Origin of the sequence: Microbispora rosea (genome assembly GCF_900156315.1) — a bacterium.
GTDB classification, from domain to species: domain Bacteria; phylum Actinomycetota; class Actinomycetes; order Streptosporangiales; family Streptosporangiaceae; genus Microbispora; species Microbispora rosea.
Genome location: NZ_FTNI01000038.1, coordinates 1 through 16973, shown reverse-complemented (window position 1 = coordinate 16973; position 16973 = coordinate 1). Strand labels below are relative to the sequence as shown.

Annotated in this window: 18 protein-coding genes; 7 read left to right on the top strand and 11 right to left on the bottom strand. The window is 69.1% G+C overall.

Annotated elements, in window-relative coordinates:
• Positions 1-68: 68 nt before the first annotated feature.
• Positions 69-1016, bottom strand: coding sequence for an adenosine deaminase (gene add / locus BXA11_RS36500; protein WP_076442034.1), 948 nt, complete (start codon positions 1014-1016; stop codon positions 69-71).
• A 119-nt stretch (positions 1017-1135) separates the two neighbouring features.
• On the opposite strand from add, the gene BXA11_RS36495 reads away from it, so the two are divergent.
• Together BXA11_RS36495 and BXA11_RS36490 are read left to right on the top strand one after the other, a co-directional pair.
• The gene (locus BXA11_RS36495; RefSeq protein WP_076442031.1) at positions 1136-1975 is read left to right on the top strand and encodes a helix-turn-helix domain-containing protein; all 840 of its coding nucleotides are present in this window, start codon (positions 1136-1138) and stop codon (positions 1973-1975) included.
• 73 nt (positions 1976-2048) lie between these two features.
• Entirely contained in the window at positions 2049-2660 is a 612-nt protein-coding gene (locus tag BXA11_RS36490; RefSeq protein WP_076442028.1) for a dihydrofolate reductase family protein, read from the top strand.
• Here the strand turns inward: BXA11_RS36490 and BXA11_RS36485 are convergent.
• Positions 2644-3138, bottom strand: a complete 495-nt coding sequence (locus BXA11_RS36485; protein WP_083744840.1) for a winged helix-turn-helix transcriptional regulator — start codon at positions 3136-3138, stop codon at positions 2644-2646. The two genes, BXA11_RS36490 and BXA11_RS36485, sit on opposite strands and share 17 nt — an antisense overlap.
• An 88-nt stretch (positions 3139-3226) precedes the next feature.
• On the opposite strand from BXA11_RS36485, the gene BXA11_RS36480 reads away from it, so the two are divergent.
• Together BXA11_RS36480 and BXA11_RS36475 are read left to right on the top strand one after the other, a co-directional pair.
• Entirely contained in the window at positions 3227-3928 is a 702-nt protein-coding gene (locus BXA11_RS36480; protein WP_076442023.1) for an SDR family oxidoreductase, read from the top strand.
• A gap of 36 nt (positions 3929-3964) precedes the next feature.
• A complete protein-coding gene (locus BXA11_RS36475; RefSeq protein WP_076442021.1) occupies positions 3965-4390 on the top strand; it encodes a tautomerase family protein in 426 nt (141 codons plus the stop codon).
• Positions 4391-4475: 85 nt separating this feature from the next.
• Here BXA11_RS36475 and BXA11_RS36470 read toward each other — a convergent pair whose 3' ends face one another.
• Both BXA11_RS36470 and BXA11_RS36465 read right to left on the bottom strand, forming a co-directional pair.
• On the bottom strand, positions 4476-5420 hold the full coding sequence (locus BXA11_RS36470; RefSeq protein WP_239105277.1) for an alpha/beta hydrolase family protein: 945 nt from the start codon (positions 5418-5420) through the stop codon (positions 4476-4478).
• A gap of 15 nt (positions 5421-5435) precedes the next feature.
• Positions 5436-6281, bottom strand: coding sequence for an LLM class flavin-dependent oxidoreductase (locus BXA11_RS36465; RefSeq protein WP_239105278.1), 846 nt, complete (start codon positions 6279-6281; stop codon positions 5436-5438).
• Positions 6282-6515: 234 nt separating this feature from the next.
• Here BXA11_RS36465 and BXA11_RS36460 point away from each other — a divergent pair, with 234 nt between their 5' ends.
• Complete coding sequence (locus tag BXA11_RS36460; protein ID WP_030511135.1) at positions 6516-7106, top strand: TetR/AcrR family transcriptional regulator; 591 nt, start codon at positions 6516-6518, stop codon at positions 7104-7106.
• A 317-nt stretch (positions 7107-7423) separates the two neighbouring features.
• Here the strand turns inward: BXA11_RS36460 and BXA11_RS36455 are convergent, their stop codons facing one another.
• Entirely contained in the window at positions 7424-8650 is a 1227-nt protein-coding gene (locus BXA11_RS36455) for an iron-containing alcohol dehydrogenase (protein WP_076442014.1), read from the bottom strand.
• Between BXA11_RS36455 and BXA11_RS42735 the strand changes: the two genes are divergently transcribed.
• A complete protein-coding gene (locus BXA11_RS42735; RefSeq protein ID WP_143734727.1) occupies positions 8649-8930 on the top strand; it encodes a hypothetical protein in 282 nt (93 codons plus the stop codon). The two genes, BXA11_RS36455 and BXA11_RS42735, sit on opposite strands and share 2 nt — an antisense overlap.
• On the opposite strand, the gene BXA11_RS36450 is transcribed toward BXA11_RS42735, so the two are convergent.
• The 6 genes from BXA11_RS36450 to BXA11_RS36425 form a co-directional block, all read right to left on the bottom strand.
• Complete coding sequence (locus tag BXA11_RS36450; protein WP_076442012.1) at positions 8906-10366, bottom strand: NAD-dependent succinate-semialdehyde dehydrogenase; 1461 nt, start codon at positions 10364-10366, stop codon at positions 8906-8908. The genes BXA11_RS42735 and BXA11_RS36450 overlap by 25 nt on opposite strands.
• A 288-nt stretch (positions 10367-10654) precedes the next feature.
• On the bottom strand, positions 10655-11728 hold the full coding sequence (locus BXA11_RS36445; protein ID WP_076442009.1) for an ABC transporter ATP-binding protein: 1074 nt from the start codon (positions 11726-11728) through the stop codon (positions 10655-10657).
• Positions 11728-12795: an ABC transporter ATP-binding protein gene (locus tag BXA11_RS36440; protein ID WP_076442007.1), complete on the bottom strand. Its 1068-nt coding sequence runs from the start codon at positions 12793-12795 to the stop codon at positions 11728-11730. The genes BXA11_RS36445 and BXA11_RS36440 overlap by 1 nt, the downstream gene beginning before the upstream one ends.
• Entirely contained in the window at positions 12795-13706 is a 912-nt protein-coding gene (locus BXA11_RS36435) for a carbohydrate ABC transporter permease (RefSeq protein WP_076442004.1), read from the bottom strand. The genes BXA11_RS36440 and BXA11_RS36435 overlap by 1 nt, the downstream gene beginning before the upstream one ends.
• Positions 13706-14572 carry a carbohydrate ABC transporter permease gene (locus tag BXA11_RS36430; protein ID WP_204054028.1) on the bottom strand — a complete coding sequence of 289 codons (867 nt, stop codon included), beginning with the start codon at positions 14570-14572 and terminating at the stop codon, positions 13706-13708. Before BXA11_RS36430 ends, BXA11_RS36435 begins: the two co-directional genes overlap by 1 nt.
• Positions 14573-14652: 80 nt before the next feature.
• The gene (locus BXA11_RS36425) at positions 14653-15990 is read right to left on the bottom strand and encodes an extracellular solute-binding protein (RefSeq protein WP_204054029.1); all 1338 of its coding nucleotides are present in this window, start codon (positions 15988-15990) and stop codon (positions 14653-14655) included.
• A 478-nt stretch (positions 15991-16468) separates the two neighbouring features.
• Between BXA11_RS36425 and BXA11_RS36420 the strand changes: the two genes are divergently transcribed.
• The coding region (locus tag BXA11_RS36420; protein ID WP_076441998.1) for a GntR family transcriptional regulator at positions 16469-16973 on the top strand (505 nt) is incomplete at its 3' end.

The window sequence follows — 16973 nt, the reverse complement described above, 5'->3', positions numbered from 1 at the left end:
GTCGGCCCCGGAGTCGGCCCCGTGATCGGCACAGCGCACGCATCGTCTCGGGAAGGCGGTGCGGGCTCTCAGCCGCTCAGCCAACGGTCGATCGCGGCGCCGATCTGTGCCTTCACCTCCGCGGGCGCGAATCCGCACTCGACCGAGGCGCGGGCCAGGTCCGCCAGTTCCTCGTCGCTGCACCCGAAGATCTCCCGCGCGCGCTGGTATTCCGCCGCCAGCGACGTCTCCCCGTCCGTGTTCAGGGTGACCGTCAGACCGGCCTCGACCAGGCGCGGCAGCGGGTGCTCCGCCAGCGAGGGGACCAGCCCGAGCAGGACGTTCGAGGAGGGGCAGACCTCCAGCGGCACGCGGCGCCCGCGCAGCTCGGCCACCAGATCCGGATCCTCCAGGACGCGGATGCCATGGCCGATCCGCTCCGCGCACCCCACCGCCAGGGCCTCCCGGACGCTGGCCGGGCCCGCCGTCTCCCCGGCGTGGTGCACCAGGTGCACCCCCGCCTCGCGCGCGGCCTGGAACACCTCGGCGAACGGCGCCGCCGGGTAGGCCTCGTCTCCCGCCAGGCCGATGGCGATCACCTGCGGGTGCCGGGTGGCCAGCTTGAGACTGCGCCACAGCCGGTCGGCGGGACGACGGCGGGAGTGGTCCAGGATCACCCGGGTCTGGATGCCGTAACGCTCAGCGCCGGCCGCGAGTCCCTCCAGCACGGCCTCCAGCGGCATGTCCGGATCGCCGAGACGCTCGCCGTGAGCCGCCGCGGTGAAGGTGACCTCCGCGTAGCGAACGCCCTGGGCCGCCTCGTCCTGGCAGAACTCCTCGGCGATGCGGCGGAAGTGCCCGTGGTCGCGCAGCAGCGCGCGCACCCTGGCGCGTTGGTCGGCGAACTCCCTGAAATCGCTGAACGGCCGGTCCTGGACCGGCGGCTCGCCTCCCAGCTCGCGGATCGTCGCGGGACGGACGGTGCTCTCCAGGTGAGTGTGCAGGTGAGCCTTGGGCAGCAGGCGGAGATCTCTCACCGGCAGAACCCTAGGCAATCGGCGCCCGCGGCGCCTACACGATTTCGAGCGCGGTGACGGCGCCCACGACGCACCCGGACTCCCTCGTGAATCGGGCTCTCGTCGGCCAGACTGAGCGCATGGAATACGTCGGCCGGGTGCCCGCGCCGCCGCTCGACCGGTTCATCGACGACATCTACTGCCTGACCGGAGTGCCGCGACACCGCCGGATGAACGTGCCGCCGATGCCGTCGGCACACCTGTTCCTCAACCTGGGCGAGCCCGCCCGCCTGTGGGATTCCGACCCCTCGGTGCCGCCGGCGATGCTCAGCGATGGATGGTTCATGGGTGTCTGGACCAGGCGTTTCCTCTTCGAGTTCCCCGCACGGGTGCGGCTCGTCGGGGTGCACTTCAAGCCATGGGGGTTGTCGCCGTTCGTCACTATGCCGGCGACCGAGTTACGAAACCGATGGGTGCCGGTCGACGATGTCTGGCAACGGTCGGTGGAGCGGATTCGCGATCAGATCGGCGACATCGCATCGGCTGCCGAGACACTGCGGGTGGTGGAGGAGGAGCTGCGATCGCGATTCGCCGAGGCGGGGCGCGGTCTCGACCTGGTCCGGCACACAGGCGAGCGCCTGGAGACCTCCTACGGCGCGGTCCCGGTTCGTGCGCTGGCCGAAGACGCCGGGGTGAGCGGCAATCACCTGGCCACTCAGTTCACGTCCCATGTCGGGGTCACCCCGAAGCGGGTAGCGCGAATCTACCGCTTCGCGCAGCTGATCCTGTCCGTGGACGCCCGGGGGCCGGTCGACTGGGCGGGGCTCGCACAAACGGCGGGCTACTTCGATCAAGCCCACTTCGGCAGGGAGTTCAAGGACTTCACCGGCCAGACCCCGACGCAATACCTGGCCCTGCGGCGCCGATTCCCCGCCGAGCTCGGGTTCCCACCGGACAACGGTCCGATGCCCGCCGATTGATTTTCTACAAGCCCTCCCGGCCCCGCGACCGACAAGCTCAGGGTGAATGCGCAGGGAGTCCTAAGGAGGGCCGGTGGGCACAGTGATCATGCACAACGTGGTGTCGGTGGACGGTTTCATCGCCGACGAGAGCGACGACGTCGGGCCGCTCCACGACTGGTACTTCAACGGGGACACCCCGATCCGCCAAGGCGGCGACCAGCAGTACGACCATTCCGGAACCGGTAGCGACTTCATGGTCTCGCGAGCATCGGCGGAGTACGTCCGGCCGATATGGGAGTCGATCGGCGTGATCGTGATGGGCCGCCGCCTGTTCGACCAGGTGAACGGCTGGGAGGGCCGGCCGCCCGCGGGCGACCACGTGATCGTGGTGTCTCACCGGCCCAGGCCCGACGGCTGGCACCCGGAGGCGTCGTACCACTTCGTCGATGGCGTGGCGGCCGCGATCGACAAGGCCCAGGAGCTCGCCGGGGAGCGAACCGTCGCCGTGAACGCCGGCGACGTGGGCGGCCAGATCCTCGCGGCCGGTCTCGTGGACGAGGTGGCGATGGACGTGGTGCCCGTGGTGCTGGGATCGGGCAAACGCTACTTCGGCAGCATCGACGGGCCGCATCCGCTGGAGGATCCTCATGTGGTCGTCCAGGGCGACGGAGTGCTGCACCTGAGGTTCAAGGTGCGCCGCTAGCCGCGTCCCAGGCGGGGTGCACCCGGATCTCGATGTCGTCGCACGCCGTCTCCGGCGCCGGTTCGGCGCTGACGCGGACCTGTATCGGACGGCCGGTGGCGGCCTCGACGAACGACAGGGGCGGGCGGCCGTCCTGCAGATGCCTGTCGCCCCACTGCATCAGCGACAGGAACACCGGCAGCAGGTCTTCGCCGGCCTCCGTCAGCCGGTATTCGTCGCGGGCCCGGCTCCCCGGCTCCCGATAGACGACGGGCGCGACGATCCCCGCGGCCTTCAGCTGTTTGAGCGCCCGCGACACCGCGGGCGCCGACGCCCCGACCCGGGTCACGAAGTCGTCGAACCGCGTTGTGCCGTAGAAGCATTCGCGGACCACCAGGAACACCGTCTTGGTGCTGAGCAGGTCCAGCACCCGGCCGGCCGAGCACCCGTCGCCGATGGACCACGCGTCCCGGTCGCTCAGCCGTTCCTCGAACTTCATCGCCACCCCGGCATTGTAGCTAACGCTTGCGTTAGTCAGCAGGGTGTGATGCAATCTCGCTAACGAAGTCGTTACTCAGGGGGACGTCATGGTCGCGGTGGCGGGCAGGGTGGTTGTGGTGACGGGGGGCCGGCGTGGACTCGGCGCGGCGCTGGTCGACGAGGTGCTGGCACGCGGGGCGCGAAAGGTGTACTCGACCGCGCGCTCGGCGTACGCCGACGACCGTCCAGGGGTCGTCGGCGCCGAACTGGAGGTCCGCTCGGCGGCGTCTGTCACCGCCCTCGCGGAGATCGCCACCGACGCCGAGATCGTGTTCAACAACGCCGGGGTCCTGCTGCCCGCCCCGCTGCTGACGGGTGACTTCGAGGACGTCACCGTGACGTTCGACGTCAACGTCTTCGGGCCGCTGCGGATGGCGCGGGCCTTCGCGCCGATCCTGGCCGCGAACGGCGGGGGCGCGCTCGTCGACATGCACTCCGTGCTGTCCTGGCTGGCCGGCAGCGGCGCCTACGGGGCGTCGAAGGCGGCGGCGTGGTCCCTCACGAACTCGCTCCGGATCGAACTGGCGCGCCAGAACACCCAGGTCGTCGGGGTGCACGCGGGCTTCATCGACACCGACATGGTCTCCGACCTCGAACTGCCGAAGGCCGATCCGGCCGACGTGGCCGCGCGGATCGTCGACGGCCTGGAGTCCGGGGTCGCGGAGGTGCTGGCCGACGACGTCACGGTCGCCGCCAAGGCGGCGCTGTCGGGTCCCGTGGAGAACCTGACCTTCTCGACCGCCCGCTGAGACCGCATCTGCGCACTCAAGGAGTACCGAACCGCCATGCCGCTGTGGACCATCCATCACACGCCCGGGATCTTCACCGACACGGAGAAGCACCGGCTCGCCGCCCGTATCGCCGACCACTACGAACAGATCGGGCTGCCCCGGTTCTACGTGGTCACGCTGTTCCACCAGACCCGGCCCGAAGACTTCTACGTCGGCGGGGAGCCTACCCCGGCCGGGGTCCGCATCACCGTCGACCACATCGCCCGCAGCAACCCCGACCGGGAGAGCCGGCGCCGGACCGCCCAATGGATCAAGAGCATGCTGCAGCCCCACCTCGAAGGGCACGCGGCGCTGCACTGGGAGTTCCACGTCGACGAGACCAGCGAAGACCTCTGGATGATCAACGGGATCGCGCCGCCTCCGGGAGGCTCCGACGCCGAGAAGCGCTGGGCCGCGAGCAACTCGGCGTCCCCCTACTGACCGCGCCGCCGGCCGGCCGGTGAGCGACCGCGCGCCCTACGCCGGTGACGAGCCGGGGGAGGGGCGCGGTGCGCCTGTCGGGGATTCATCGGGATTCGACGCGGCCCAGTGGTTCGCCGGCCTCCGCCAACGCGGCACGCGCCGCCGGCCAGGTGGAATCCCCGAGACCGAGGGCGGTGCGAAGGTAGGCCCACGTGAGACGCCTGATCAGGGCGACCCGCGCGGGGTTCTCGTCCGTGGTCTCCGTGACGTTGTAGCCGGAGATCCCGCCGAGCGAGTGTTCCGCGCCGAACACAGTGAGCAGGCTCTTGCCGTGCGGGCTCTGGAAGTACGCGTCGGTGAACCAGTCCGGCCCCCGGACCGACAGCAGGGACTGGTCGCGGTCTCCCGCGACCACGAGGGCCGGTGTGGTCATCTCCGCGAAGCCCGGGTTCATGAACGGGAAGTGCTCGGCGGCGAACGGAGTCAGGTCGGCTCCTCCCGCGCCGGGGACGGCGAGCAGCACACCCGCCGTGATCCGCGGGTCCGACAGGTCCTCTCCCGGCTCGCCTTCCGCGCCGAGGACGCGCGCGCCCAGGAGCATGCTCGCCGTCTGGGCGCCCCAGGAGTGCCCGGCCACGGCGATGCGGCTCCGGTCGAGCCGCCCGGCGAGGCCGGGAACGGCGGCTTCGACGAACTCCAGCCCGTCGAGGACGCGCGTGAGGTCCTCGACGCGGAACCGCCAGATCAGCGGCGTACGGGGGTCGTCGGGAGGAAGGTTCAGCGTCCTCGAGTCGAGATGGGTGGGCTGGACCACCGCGAAGCCGTGGGCGGTCCAGAAGTCGACCAGCGGGGCGTAACCGTCCATCGACTCCCCGAAGCCGTGCGAGAAGACGATGACCGGTAGTTCGTTTCCGGTCGCCGGCGCGGACACGCGTACGCGCAGGTCCTCGCCGCGGCCGGGGGCCGGCAGCACCACCGGCTTCACCGAGATGACCGGAGTGGGCGCGCCGACGTTCACATCGGTGGCCGCCATGCCTGCGTGCGTCATGGATTGGTCTTCCTCTCAGTTGTTTCGTGAGGTGATGAGTTCGTCGGTCACCCACCGGGCGACGCCGTCGGGGTAGGGCGACGGCAGCCCGAGGACGATGTGCCGGAAGCCCGCGCCGATCGCCTCGGCGATCGCGTCCCGGGTGGGGCCGGGCCGGTCGTAGGAGACGGGCAGGTGGATCGAGCGGGTGATGGAGGCGGGGTCGCGGCCGATCTCGGCGCAGTAGCGGTCGAGCAGCGCGCTGCGGCGGACGACGTCGTCGATGTCGCCGCCCGGGATGTTCCACAGGTCGGCGTGCTCGGCGGCCACGCGCAGCGTCGGGGACGAGCGTCCGCCGATGAGGATCGGCGGATGGGGGCGCTGGACGGGTTTGGGGTTGCAGAACGCTCCGGTGAGCCGGATATGAGTGCCGTGGAAGTCGAACGGTTCGGCCTCGGTCCACAGGCGCCGGATCACCGTGCAGGCTTCGGCGAGGCTCTCCGCGGCGTGCGCGGCGTCGTGGAAGGGCAGGCCGTGTGCGTCGTACTCACGCCGGGCCAGCGGGTGACCGGGCCGTGAGCCGGCGCCGATGCCGAAGTCGAGCCGTCCGCCGCAGATGTCGTCGACGGTCGCGGCGATCTTTGCCAGCATCGCGGGCGGCCGGAACCGGTTGCTGGTCACCAGCACGCCGAGCCGCAGCCGCCGGGTCTGCGCGGCGAGGGCGGCGAGCAGCGTCCAGCCTTCGTAGGCCGGCCCGTCGGGGCCGCCGGCGATCGGCATGAGGTGATCGAACAGCCACGCGTGCTCGATCTGCGGGATCGCGTCCGCCTCGCGCCAGACCCGCAGGACGTCGTGGTAGCCGACCTGTTGCGGAGCGGTCATGATCCCGAAACTGGGATGGAGGGAATGCGGCATGGGGTTGTCGGTCCTTTCGACACCGGCAGCGCGACATAAGAGCGCCGCCGGCGGTCAACCGGAAAGGGGTGCGTGGGAACGGCACATGGCTTGGTCGCCGGTCCACTGCTCTGGCATGATGAGCAAGCGGGACCGTGTCCCGTTTTGACGATACGGAACAACGTCCCGTTTAGCAAGTCCGGTGACGGAGGGAGCCGCGCGATGAATGACAGCGATGGGGGCGGGGGGCGGGCGGCCCGGCCCAGACGGGCGGACGCACGGCGCAACGAGAAGACCCTGCTCGACGCGGCCGCCGCGGTCTTCGTCGCCTCAGGGGTGGACGCGCCCGTACGCGACATCGCGGCCAAGGCCGGCGTCGGGACGGCCACGATCTACCGTCACTTCCCGACGCGAGCGGATCTCATCATCGCCGTCTACCGGCACCAGGTCGAGGCCTGCGCCGAGGCCGGACCGGCCCTGCTGGCGTCCGGCGCGACGCCGTACGCCGCGCTGGAACGATGGATCGGCCTCTTCGTCGATTTCCTGGTCACCAAGCACGGACTGGCCGCCGTGCTGCGCTCCGACGACGCCGGTTTCGACGCCCTGCACGCCTACTTCCTCGACCGCCTCGTGCCCGTGTGCGCCCGGCTGCTCGACGCCGCGGCCGCCGCCGGCGAGATCCGCTCCGACATCCCGGCCATCCAGCTGATGCGCGGTGTCGGGAACCTCTGCATCGGCGCCGAGCACGATCCCGACTACGACGCCCGCCGGTTGGCCGGACTGCTCATCGCAGGGCTCCGCCTGCCGCGCTGACCGCCCGAAGCGTCCGAGCTTGGGGTCGCCGTAGTGCTCGCCGTAAAGCGGGCGGATGCGCCTGAATGGCTTCCTTTGGGGGTGGTCTGTGCCCGGCTGGAGGTCGCTCGCCTGCTGGCCTTCCCGGCGCAGTCGGCGACCGAGGTGCTGGATGCGGCAGTGCCGGCATTCATGACCGATCCGGCTGTACCCGACGACCAGGTCGGTGGGTGCAGCCGGATCGGTGGCGGGGGGTCGGGTGGGGCGTAGCCGACAATTGCGCTACCCAGGACGGGGCAGGGAACTCGTCGTCAGGGGAAAGGCCGTCACCAGCTCTGTTACGGAGTCAGGACGTGCCGGGTCCGGTCCCCGCTCCAGGCCGCTTCGAGGATCGCGGTCAGGCTGGCGATGTCGGTCGGGCCTGGATGGTTCTGGATCAAGCGGGTGACGCCACTGGCCATCTCGGCGAAGCGCGGGAGGTCGGCGCGTGCCACGCCGATGTCCGCCAAGGTGGCAGGGATGCCGATGTCGGCAAGGAGCCCGTCGAGCCAGGTGAGGAACGCATCTGCGGCCTCGGCATCCGAGGCGTCGGTCACGTCGAGCCCGCACACCCTGGCGAGGACGGCCAACCGGTCGCCGATGGCATCCCTGGCCGCGTCCAGCGCGTAGGGCAGCAGGAGCCCGACGCCCAGGCCGTGCGGCGTGTGGGTGGCCGCGCCGATGGGGTACTGGAGGGCGTGCGGAGCCGCGGTGCCCGCGTGGGCGAATGCGAGCCCGGCCAGCATGGACCCATAGGACATGTCCGCGCGCGCTTCCTTGTCACCTCCGTCCCTGACGACATGGGGCAAGCTGCGGGCGATCCGCTCCGCGGCCAGGAGCGCGTAGTGATCGGTGATCGGGTTGCGGCCCAGGAAGACCTGCTCCACCGGGTCGCGCGGTCCGTGGGCCCGGGGCCGCGCGGTGTAGCTCTCCACCGCGTGACAAAACGCGTCGATGCCGGAGTGGGCGGTGACGGACGCAGGGCAGGAGTAGGTGAGCTCGGGGTCGACGATGGCGAAGTCGGGCACGATGTGGACGCTGGAGACCCCCACCTTCAGCTCGCGGTCCGGGTCGGTCAGCACCGAGACGGGCGTGAGCTCGGAGCCGGTGCCCGACGTCGTCGGGACCGCGACGAGAGGAATCGTCGGCCCCGGCACCTTCGACTCCCCGTAGAAGTCGCGCGGCGTCCCACCGTGGCGCCGGATGACGCCGACGATTTTGCCGAGGTCGATCACCGTGCCACCCCCGATGGCGAGGATCACGTCGGCGTCCACCTCTGCGGCGGCCGAGACGGCCAGGGCGACATCGGAGAGCGGCACGTCCGGAGTCGCGTCGGCGAACACCCCGACGGCCGCGACCTTCTCCCGCACGGAGGCCACGATCTCGGCCACGCTCGGCTGTCCCAGAACAACCCGGTCGGTCACGATGAGGACTCGCGAGCCACACTCGGCCACCACTCGTGGAATGTTCTGCGCGACCCCTTCGCCCACTATCAGCTGGCGTGGTCCGCGGACGGTCTCAAGCATGTCGGTGCCTCTCTGGAACGTCGGCGGTGGTTTGCTGGGCGGACGTCCGGGTCACCTGCGAGACCGGGACGGCGTCGGCAAGGTCGGCTGCCGGGTGGCGCAGGCGCACGCCGGGCTCCCCGGCTCGGTCGGGCCCGGGTGCCGGCGGATTCGTGCCGGCCATGGCCCGGGTCCCGCCCGACAGGTGGAGGCCGGTCAGGCCATGTGTGCACAGGGCGCGGTGATCCTCGGCGGGCACCCGGAGCAGCAGGCCGGTCACGGTAGGTCGATCGCCGCGTAGGTGACGTCGAGGTACTCGAGGATGCCCTCGTGCGACCCCTCCTTGCCGATCCCCGACTGCTTCACGCCTCCGAACGGAGCAGACGGGTCCGAGATCAAACCACGGTTGATGCCGACCATCCCCGTCTCCAGCCCCTCGGTGAACCGGAGCGCCCGCTGGAGGTCACGGGTGAAGACGTATCCGACCAGGCCGTGCTCGGTGTCGTTGGCCTTCGCGATCACCTCGTCGTCGGACGTGAACGAGATGATCGGCGCCACCGGGCCGAAGATCTCCTCCTCCAGGATCTGCGCGTCTTCGGGCACGTCGACGAGGACCGTCGGCGGGTAGAAGTGGCCCGGCCCATCCGGACGCTCGCCGCCCACCAGGACACGGGCGCCGCGATCGACCGCGTCGGTGACGAGCTCGTCGATCTTGTTGACCGAGGGCTCGTCGATCAACGCTCCGACGTCCACGCCGTCGTCGAGACCATGGCCCACCGAAAGCGCGCCCATCCGCTTGGCGAAGCGCGTCGTGAACTCCTCGAGCACCGGCTCCTCGACGTAGATTCGGTTGGCCGCGATGCAGGACTCCCCGATGTTGCGCATCTTGGCCACCATGGCACCGTCGAGCGCGACGTCCAGGTCCGCGTCGGCACATACGATCAAGGCCGCGTTGCCGCCCAGTTCCATGGATGTGCGCAGCACGTTGTCCGCCGCCTGTCGTAGCAGCACGCGCCCGACTTCGGTCGATCCGGTGAACGAAAGCTTGCGGGTCCGGCGGTCGGCCAGCAGTGCTGAGACCACATCGCCGGAACGCTTGGTCGTCACGACGTTGACGACGCCCGGGGGAACGCCGACCTCCTCCATGATGCGGGCCAGGAGCAGCATGGTGAGTGGCGTCTGGGCCGCCGGCTTGGTGATAGTCGTGCAGCCCGCCGCCAGCGCAGGGGCGATCTTACGGGCGCCCATGGCCAGCGGAAAGTTCCAGGGCGTCACGAAGACGCACGGTCCGACCGGCTTCGGCACGGTGAGGATGCGATACCCACCACCGGGAGCGGTGTTGTAGCGCCCCTCGATGCGCACCGCCTCCTCGGCGAACCAACGGAAGAACTCGGCGCCGTAGGCCACCTCTCCCCGGGCCTCGGCGAGCGGCTTGCCCATCTCGAGCGTTATCAGCCGGGCGACCTCCTCGGATCGCTCGGTCAGTGCCCGGTACGTCGCGGTCAACAGCTCTGACCGCTTTCGCGGCGGGGTCGCCGCCCACTCCGCCATCGCCTCGCTCGCCGCCTCCAGAGCGGCGAGCCCGTCGACGACGCCGGCGTCCGCCACCTCGGCGATGGCCTTGCCGGTGGCCGGGTCCTCGACGGCAAAGGTGGCTCCGCCGGCGGCGTCGCGCCAGGTGTCGCCGATCCGGAGCCGCCGGTGCTCGGGGGCCAGGACGTTCATCGGGTCGCTCATTGCGTCGCCTCCTGTGATGTTCTTGGTGATGTCCGGTGTGACCTCGGCGATCGCGGCACGCGCGTTGACGAACGGGTCACACGACCTCGTCGGGGTCGAGGTTGCCGAGCGGGTCGAACCTGGCCTCGGCCCTGGCCGCAGGGCGACGCCCCGCGCCGCCGATCGCCTTCTCGGGCCATGGCTGCTTCACGTCGTCAGGCCATGCTCACCGGTGACGGTCCACCGAGGCCCGATCGCACGTGCGGCGCGTGGTGACGTCGCCGCCCTGTGCGGTTACCTCCCGGGCGGTTACCTCCCGGCCTCGGACAGCGCCAGCCCGGTGCCCGCATCGAACAGGTGCGCACGGTCCAGGTCGACCGTGACATGCAGCCGCTCGCCCGGCGTACCGGTGACACTGGGTCGTGCCTTGACCTTGAGGATCTCCGTCCCCACCCGGACGTCGACCACCGTCCGGTCACCGAGCGGCTCAAGCCCGTAGAGCTCACCCGGCAACGACGCGTCACCACGCTGCTCGACGGACAGGTCCTCCGCGCGCAGGCCCAGCATCAGCGGACGACCGTCCTCAGCCGTGGTCCAGCGGGGCCGCGGCAGCGTCCAGCCTTCCCCGATCAGACGATCTCCCTCGGCGCGGCAGGCGAGCAGGCTGATCGGCGGGCTTCCGACGAAGCCCGCGACCCACTGGTTGGCCGGACGCTCGTACACCTCGGTCGGCGTTCCGACCTGTTGCACCTTCCCCTCCTTGATGACCGCGACCTGGTCGGCCATGGACAGCGCCTCGACCTGGTCGTTGGTCACGTAGACGAAGGTTCCCCCGAGGCTCCGGTGGATGCGGGTGAGCTCGGTGCGCATCTCGACGCGGAGCTTGAGGTCGAGGTTCGTCAGCGGCTCGTCCATGAGAAACGCGCGCGGGCGACGGACGAGCGCCCGTGCCAGGGCGACACGCTGCATCTCACCGCCGGACATCTGCGAGGGACGACGCTGCAGCAGACGTTCGATGTGCAGCAGGCTCGACATCCGCTCGACGGCAGCGGCGATCTCGCTCGAAGAAGACCGGCGTGCCCGCAGCGGCGAAGCGATGTTCTCGTACGCCGTGAGTCGCGGGTAGAGGGCGTAGCTCTGGAAGACCATGGCCAGGTCGCGTGCCGCCGGGGGGTCACCGGTCGCGTCCCTCCCGTCCAGGTGCACCGACCCGGCGTCGAGCTTCTCAAGGCCGGCGATCGCTCGCAGGGTCGTCGTCTTGCCCGCCCCGGAGGGCCCGAGCACGACGAAGAACGAGCCGTCCGGCACGTCCAGCGTCACCCCGTCCAGGGCCTGGACCTTACCGAAGGACTTGCGCAGCCCTTCCACTGCCACGGTTCCCATCAGGCCACCAGCTCTTCCGTGCTCACGTCGTAGACCGGCGGGGGCCCGCCGGTGTGCCGCAGCCCGACCGGTGCGTCAGCGGCGAAACGGACAGTCGGTGGCATCCGAACCCGTACTTCGCGCTGGCCGCCGTAGTCAACCACGTAGATGATTTCGTCGCCCAGCCACTCCGCCGAGACCACGCGGGCCGGGACCGAACGTTCCGCCCCTGGTTCCGTGACCTCCAGCGCCTCCGGCCGGACGCCTGCGACCAGGCGACGGTCGCGCGGCAGGTTCGGCGGTGGGGTGAGGACCAGCCCGCCCTGACTGCGCAGCTTCCCGTCGGCCACCTCCACCTCGATCAGGTTCATCGGCGGAGAGCCGATGAACGCGGCGCAGAAAAGACTCGCCGGACGGTCGTAGACCTCCAGCGGCGTGCCGATCTGCTCGACGCGCCCCTTGTTGAGGATGGCGATCCTGTGACCGAGCGACATCGCCTCGACCTGGTCGTGGGTGACGTAGACCATCGTCGTCCCCAGTTCCCCCTGCAGGTGCTTGATCTCCGTGCGCATGTCCGCACGCAGCTCCGCGTCCAGATTGGTGAGGGGTTCGTCCATGAGGAATGCGCGCGGTCGCCGCACCAGGGCGCGAGCAAGCGCGACGCGCTGCTGCTCCCCGCCGGACAGCCGGTGCGGTCGGCGGTCCAGGAGCGGACCGAGCCGCATCAGCCGGGCGGCCTCGTCGACCCGCTCCTGCACCTCCGACTTGGGCAGTCCCTCGGCCCGCAGCGGGAACGCCAGGTTGTCGCGGGTCCTCAGATGCGGGTAGAGAGCGTAGAACTGGAACACCATGGCGATGTCGCGCTCGGCGGGCGGCAGGTCGTTGACCAGCGTGTCGCCGATGCGGATGTCGCCCGTCGTCTGCCTCTCCAGGCCGGCGATGGCCCGCAGCGTGGTCGTCTTGCCGCAGCCCGAAGGGCCGAGCATCACGAACAGCTCGCCGTCGCCGATGGACAGGTCCACGTGCTCGACCGCGACCGTCCCGTCCGGGTAGCGCTTGTGCAGGGCGGTCACCTCGATGCCCGCCATCAGCGTCGCACCGCCCCGAGGGTCACGCCGGCGACGAGGTGCTTGCGCACCAGGTAGGCGAAGATGAGCACCGGTAGGGCGAACACCAGGGAGGCGGCGGCCACGAGACCCCAGTCCACAGTGGTTCCACCGATGAGGCCGGCGATGGCGGGTGGGGCCGTCCGCACGCCGTCGCTGGAGGTGAGGAAGATGGCGAACACGAACTCGTTCCACGAGAAGATGAGTGCGAAGACCGCCGTCGCGGCGATCCCGGGCAGGAGCAGGGGAAGGGTGAATCGCCAGAACGCCTGCATACGGGTGTAGCCGTCGAGCATGGCGGCATCCTCATACTCCGCGGGCACCTCGTCGACGAACCCCTTCATCATCCAGATCGTGAACGGGACGTTGAACGCGGCGTAGATGAGGATCAGGCCGAGCTTGGAGTCGATGAGTCCGACCTGGCGATACATGAGGAAGATCGGGATCACGACCACCACAGGCGGCATGAAACGGGTGGACAGGATGAAGAACAGCTGGTCCTTCTTGGCCTTCACGGAGAAGCGTGAGTAGGCCCAGGCCGCCGGGACTCCCAGCACTGTGGCCAGCGCCGTGGAGACCCCGGCGACAAGGACGGAGTTGAGGAACGCCACGGACAAGGCCGAGCGACCGCCGCCGGGGGCGACGAACACGTCCTTGAAATGGTCCATGGTGACCGTGAAGTTGAAGAACTTGGCCGGGATGGCGTAGACGTCCCGGTTCTCCTTGATGGACGTCTCGATCATCCACAGCACCGGAAACAGCATCACGACGGCCAGCACGGTCAGTAGCACGACCTCCAGCACGGAGCGGCCCCGGCCGCCGAGACGGCGCGCGGAGGGCGTGCGATCCCGGGCAGGACCTGTGGCCACGGCCTCGTCGACGGAGACGGCCATCAGTCCTCCTTGAGCTTGTTGAGGTAGCGCAGGTAGAGCTGCGTGAGGACGATGACGATGAGGACCATGAGGATCCCGTACGCCGAGGCGGTTCCGGTGTTGAAGCCCAGGAACGCGACCTTGTAGACGTGGAACGACAACGTCTCGGTGGAGACCCCCGGACCTCCGCTGGTGAGGATGTAGACGAGGTCGAACAGGCGGAAGGCCTCGATGGCCCTGAACAACACAGCGATGAGGAGCAACGGCCACACCAGCGGAAGAGTGATGGTGCGGAACCGGAACCACTCGGACGCCCGGTCGATCGAGGCGGCCTCGTACAAGTACTTGGGGACCGCGGTAAGGCCGGCGAGTGCGATGAGCATGATGAACGGCGTCCATTGCCACGTGTCGACCACGATCAGGGAGAACAACGCCGTCTGCTGCCGGGTGAGCCACTCCACCTGCCCCAGGCCGAGCGAGCCGAGCATGCTGTTGATCACGCCGAACTGCGCGTCGAGCATGAATCGCCAGAACAGCCCGACCACGACCGGCGACAGCATCATCGGAACCAGGAACAGAGTGGTCAGCAGTCCTCGCCCGTGCGTGCGCCGTGAGATCAGGTAGGCGATGGAGAAGCCGAGCACGGTCTGCAGGGCGACCGCGCCGACCACGTAGATCAACGTCGTCAAGGCCCTGAGGTGGACCTGCGCCGAAGCCAGGATGGCGGTGTAGTTGCCGAACCAGACGAAGGTGGCGGGCCCCCCGCGGGTGGCCGAGTAGTCGGTGAAAGACAGGTACAGCGCCCACAGCAACGGGAAAACCGACATCGCGAGCAACAGCAGCAACGCGGGGGAGATGAAGAGCACCGCGAGCCAGCGGTCGCTCAAGTGGCGGGACCGACCCGGTGCAGGCGGCGTCGTCGACGCCACCTGCCCGGGGCGGTCCGTCGTCAGAGAGACGGGGTCACTCACAGTCCGCCGCCGCCCTTGCGGCCGCTGGAGTCGAGCACGCTCTGCTGCTCCTTGGCGATGTCATTGAGCGCGTCCTTCGGCGCCTTCGCGCCGTTGAGAGCCGCGTTGACGTTGGTGTTCTCGATGTCGATGAGGCGCGCGTACTCGGGCACATTCCACATGTCCCGCATGCGCGGGACCGACTCGGTGTACACCTTGTTGAACGGTCCGGCGTTGAGGAACTCGGGAGACTCCAGGGCGTCCGTACGCGCCGGCACGCCACCGGCCGCGGCCCACTTCTTCTGGATGTCCGCCTGCTCGAACCACTTCATGAAGTTCAGAGCCTCAGCCTGCTTCTCCTTGGAGGAGTAGGCCGACACGTGCATTCCCATGCCGCCGAGAGGCACCAGGTTCGTCTTCTGACTCGGCAGGGGGGCGAAGCCCAGCTTGTCGAGAATCTCTTCCTTTGTGGAGCCGAGCGTCGACTGCTTCGGGTCGAGCAGAGCGCCGCTCGCGGCGATCCAGTTGAACGCGATGCATGCCTTGCCCTGGGCGACCGCCGCGTTCACCTCGTCGATGAACCAGTTGCCGGAGCCCTTGGCGGTCAGCGGCTTCATCTTGTTGACCAGGATGTCCATCGCCTCCTGGCCCGCGGCGTCGTTGATGACGCCCTCGATCTTGCGCGCCTTGGCGTCCCAGAGGTTGCCGCCGTAGAGGCCGTTGACCGTGTTGTAGGTCACGGCCGCGGCGTCGGAGCCGTTGGCCTGGTGGAAAGCCAGCCCGCTGACGCCGGGGTTGTCCGCCTGGCACTTCTCGGCGACCGAGATCATCTCGTCCCAGGTCTTCGGCGGCGTGTCGCCGATCAGATCCTTGCGGTAGATCATCGTCCAGGTGTCGCCGAGCAGCGGCAGTCCGTACAGGCTGGCGTTCTCGTCGCGCTTCCCGGTCTCCGCCTGGGGGAACTGGCCGTAGGCCGCCAGGAGGTACGGGTTGTAGGCCTTGACGTCGATGTTCTTCTTGACGAAGTCGGTGATGTCGAGGATGTTGCCGTTCGTCACGGCCTCACCGATGTGCTGAGAGTCCAGGACCGGAATGTCGAAGTCGGTCTTGTGCGCCGCGAACTGGGTGAACATCGCGTCGTGCCAGTTCGCGTTCGGCACGGTGTTGACCTTGATGGTCACATTCGGCCGCTCCTTGGTGTACTCCGCGTTCGCGAAGGTTTCCAGCGCGTGGGCGGGGGGCCAGTCGAACCAGATGAAGCTGAGGGTCAGCGGGTCCTTGGTGAGCTCCGGGATGGTCGCCGGCGCCTTGGGGGCGCTCGAATTCGCGCCGTCGTCCTGGCCGCAGGCCGCCATGGCGGCCACCAACAGGGCCGCCGTCGCCAGGTGCGCCGTTCGACGAGGAACGGACAGTCGTCCTATTCGCTTTGGATACCGCATCTTCTTGCCTGCTTTCTGAGTGGGGAGCTCTGGAGCCTTACTGCGTGCTTCGCCGAGCAGTTACTGGGGGGTGTTCAGGCGTGTTGCCGGCTGTCGCAGGGGCTGACCCGCAGACCGGCGTCACGAGTACGCCGCGACGTAATGGGGCTTCAAGCAGTCGAGAGGTCCTTCGGCCCTTGTGTGGCCCGGCGGCGAGCCGAGTAGGACGTCGAGCATGCTCATGGGAGCTCCAACTGATCGAAGCGGAGCGATGACGGGCGGTTCCGAGATGGAGGAAGGATGGCTGGCATCCGCCACCTTTCCTATACGATCCGAGTGGGGGCGTCAACATCCAGCAGCGTTGCGAACGACGTCAACAGGTTCCCGAAAACTCCAGAAAGGACCTCACGTCACGATGGACGACGAAACGATGATCGTGCGGCGCCGTGGGGCCATGACAGGCGGAGCGCCGCCGGGAAGATCTCGCGGCCGGCTTGCCGACGAGGTGTACGACACGCTGCTCGGACAGCTGATGTCGCTGCGGATCGAGCCTGGCTCCCGCGTCACGATCGACGTCCTGGCGCGAGAGCTGGGGGTCTCGCAGACGCCGATTCGAGACGCTCTGAACCGCATGGAGGCCGAGGGCCTGGTCGTGCGTGTGCCCCATGCCGGCTATCGCATTCCTCCCCAAATCACTCGTCAGCGATTCGAGGACATGCTTGAGCTCCGCCTGCTCCTCGAGCCGGCAGCGGCGCGCAGATCCGCCGAACGCGCATCCTTGCAGCAGGTGGCCGGTCTGCGACGAATGCTGGAGGAGATGGCGGAGCTGGAGGGAGGCAACGGGATCATGGCCTATGGCGCCTTCGGGCTACGCGACGCCGCTTTTCACGATCTCGTCGCCTTGAGCGCGGAGAACCAGG

Excerpts from the sequence above, each read along its gene's own strand:
- BXA11_RS36495 (WP_076442031.1), top strand. The coding sequence starts at position 1,136 with ATGGAATACGTCGGCCGGGTGCCCGCGCCGCCGCTCGACCGGTTCATC.
- BXA11_RS36485 (WP_083744840.1), bottom strand. The coding sequence starts at position 3,138 with ATGAAGTTCGAGGAACGGCTGAGCGACCGGGACGCGTGGTCCATCGGC.
- BXA11_RS36480 (WP_076442023.1), top strand. The coding sequence starts at position 3,227 with ATGGTCGCGGTGGCGGGCAGGGTGGTTGTGGTGACGGGGGGCCGGCGT.
- BXA11_RS36475 (WP_076442021.1), top strand. The coding sequence starts at position 3,965 with ATGCCGCTGTGGACCATCCATCACACGCCCGGGATCTTCACCGACACG.
- BXA11_RS36470 (WP_239105277.1), bottom strand. The coding sequence starts at position 5,420 with ATGACGCACGCAGGCATGGCGGCCACCGATGTGAACGTCGGCGCGCCC.
- BXA11_RS36465 (WP_239105278.1), bottom strand. The coding sequence starts at position 6,281 with ATGACCGCTCCGCAACAGGTCGGCTACCACGACGTCCTGCGGGTCTGG.
- BXA11_RS36460 (WP_030511135.1), top strand. The coding sequence starts at position 6,516 with ATGAATGACAGCGATGGGGGCGGGGGGCGGGCGGCCCGGCCCAGACGG.
- BXA11_RS42735 (WP_143734727.1), top strand. The coding sequence starts at position 8,649 with ATGTCGGTGCCTCTCTGGAACGTCGGCGGTGGTTTGCTGGGCGGACGT.
- BXA11_RS36455 (WP_076442014.1), bottom strand. The coding sequence starts at position 8,650 with ATGCTTGAGACCGTCCGCGGACCACGCCAGCTGATAGTGGGCGAAGGG.
- BXA11_RS36450 (WP_076442012.1), bottom strand. The coding sequence starts at position 10,366 with ATGAGCGACCCGATGAACGTCCTGGCCCCCGAGCACCGGCGGCTCCGG.
- BXA11_RS36445 (WP_076442009.1), bottom strand. The coding sequence starts at position 11,728 with ATGGGAACCGTGGCAGTGGAAGGGCTGCGCAAGTCCTTCGGTAAGGTC.
- BXA11_RS36440 (WP_076442007.1), bottom strand. The coding sequence starts at position 12,795 with ATGGCGGGCATCGAGGTGACCGCCCTGCACAAGCGCTACCCGGACGGG.
- BXA11_RS36435 (WP_076442004.1), bottom strand. The coding sequence starts at position 13,706 with ATGGCCGTCTCCGTCGACGAGGCCGTGGCCACAGGTCCTGCCCGGGAT.
- BXA11_RS36425 (WP_204054029.1), bottom strand. The coding sequence starts at position 15,990 with ATGGCGGCCTGCGGCCAGGACGACGGCGCGAATTCGAGCGCCCCCAAG.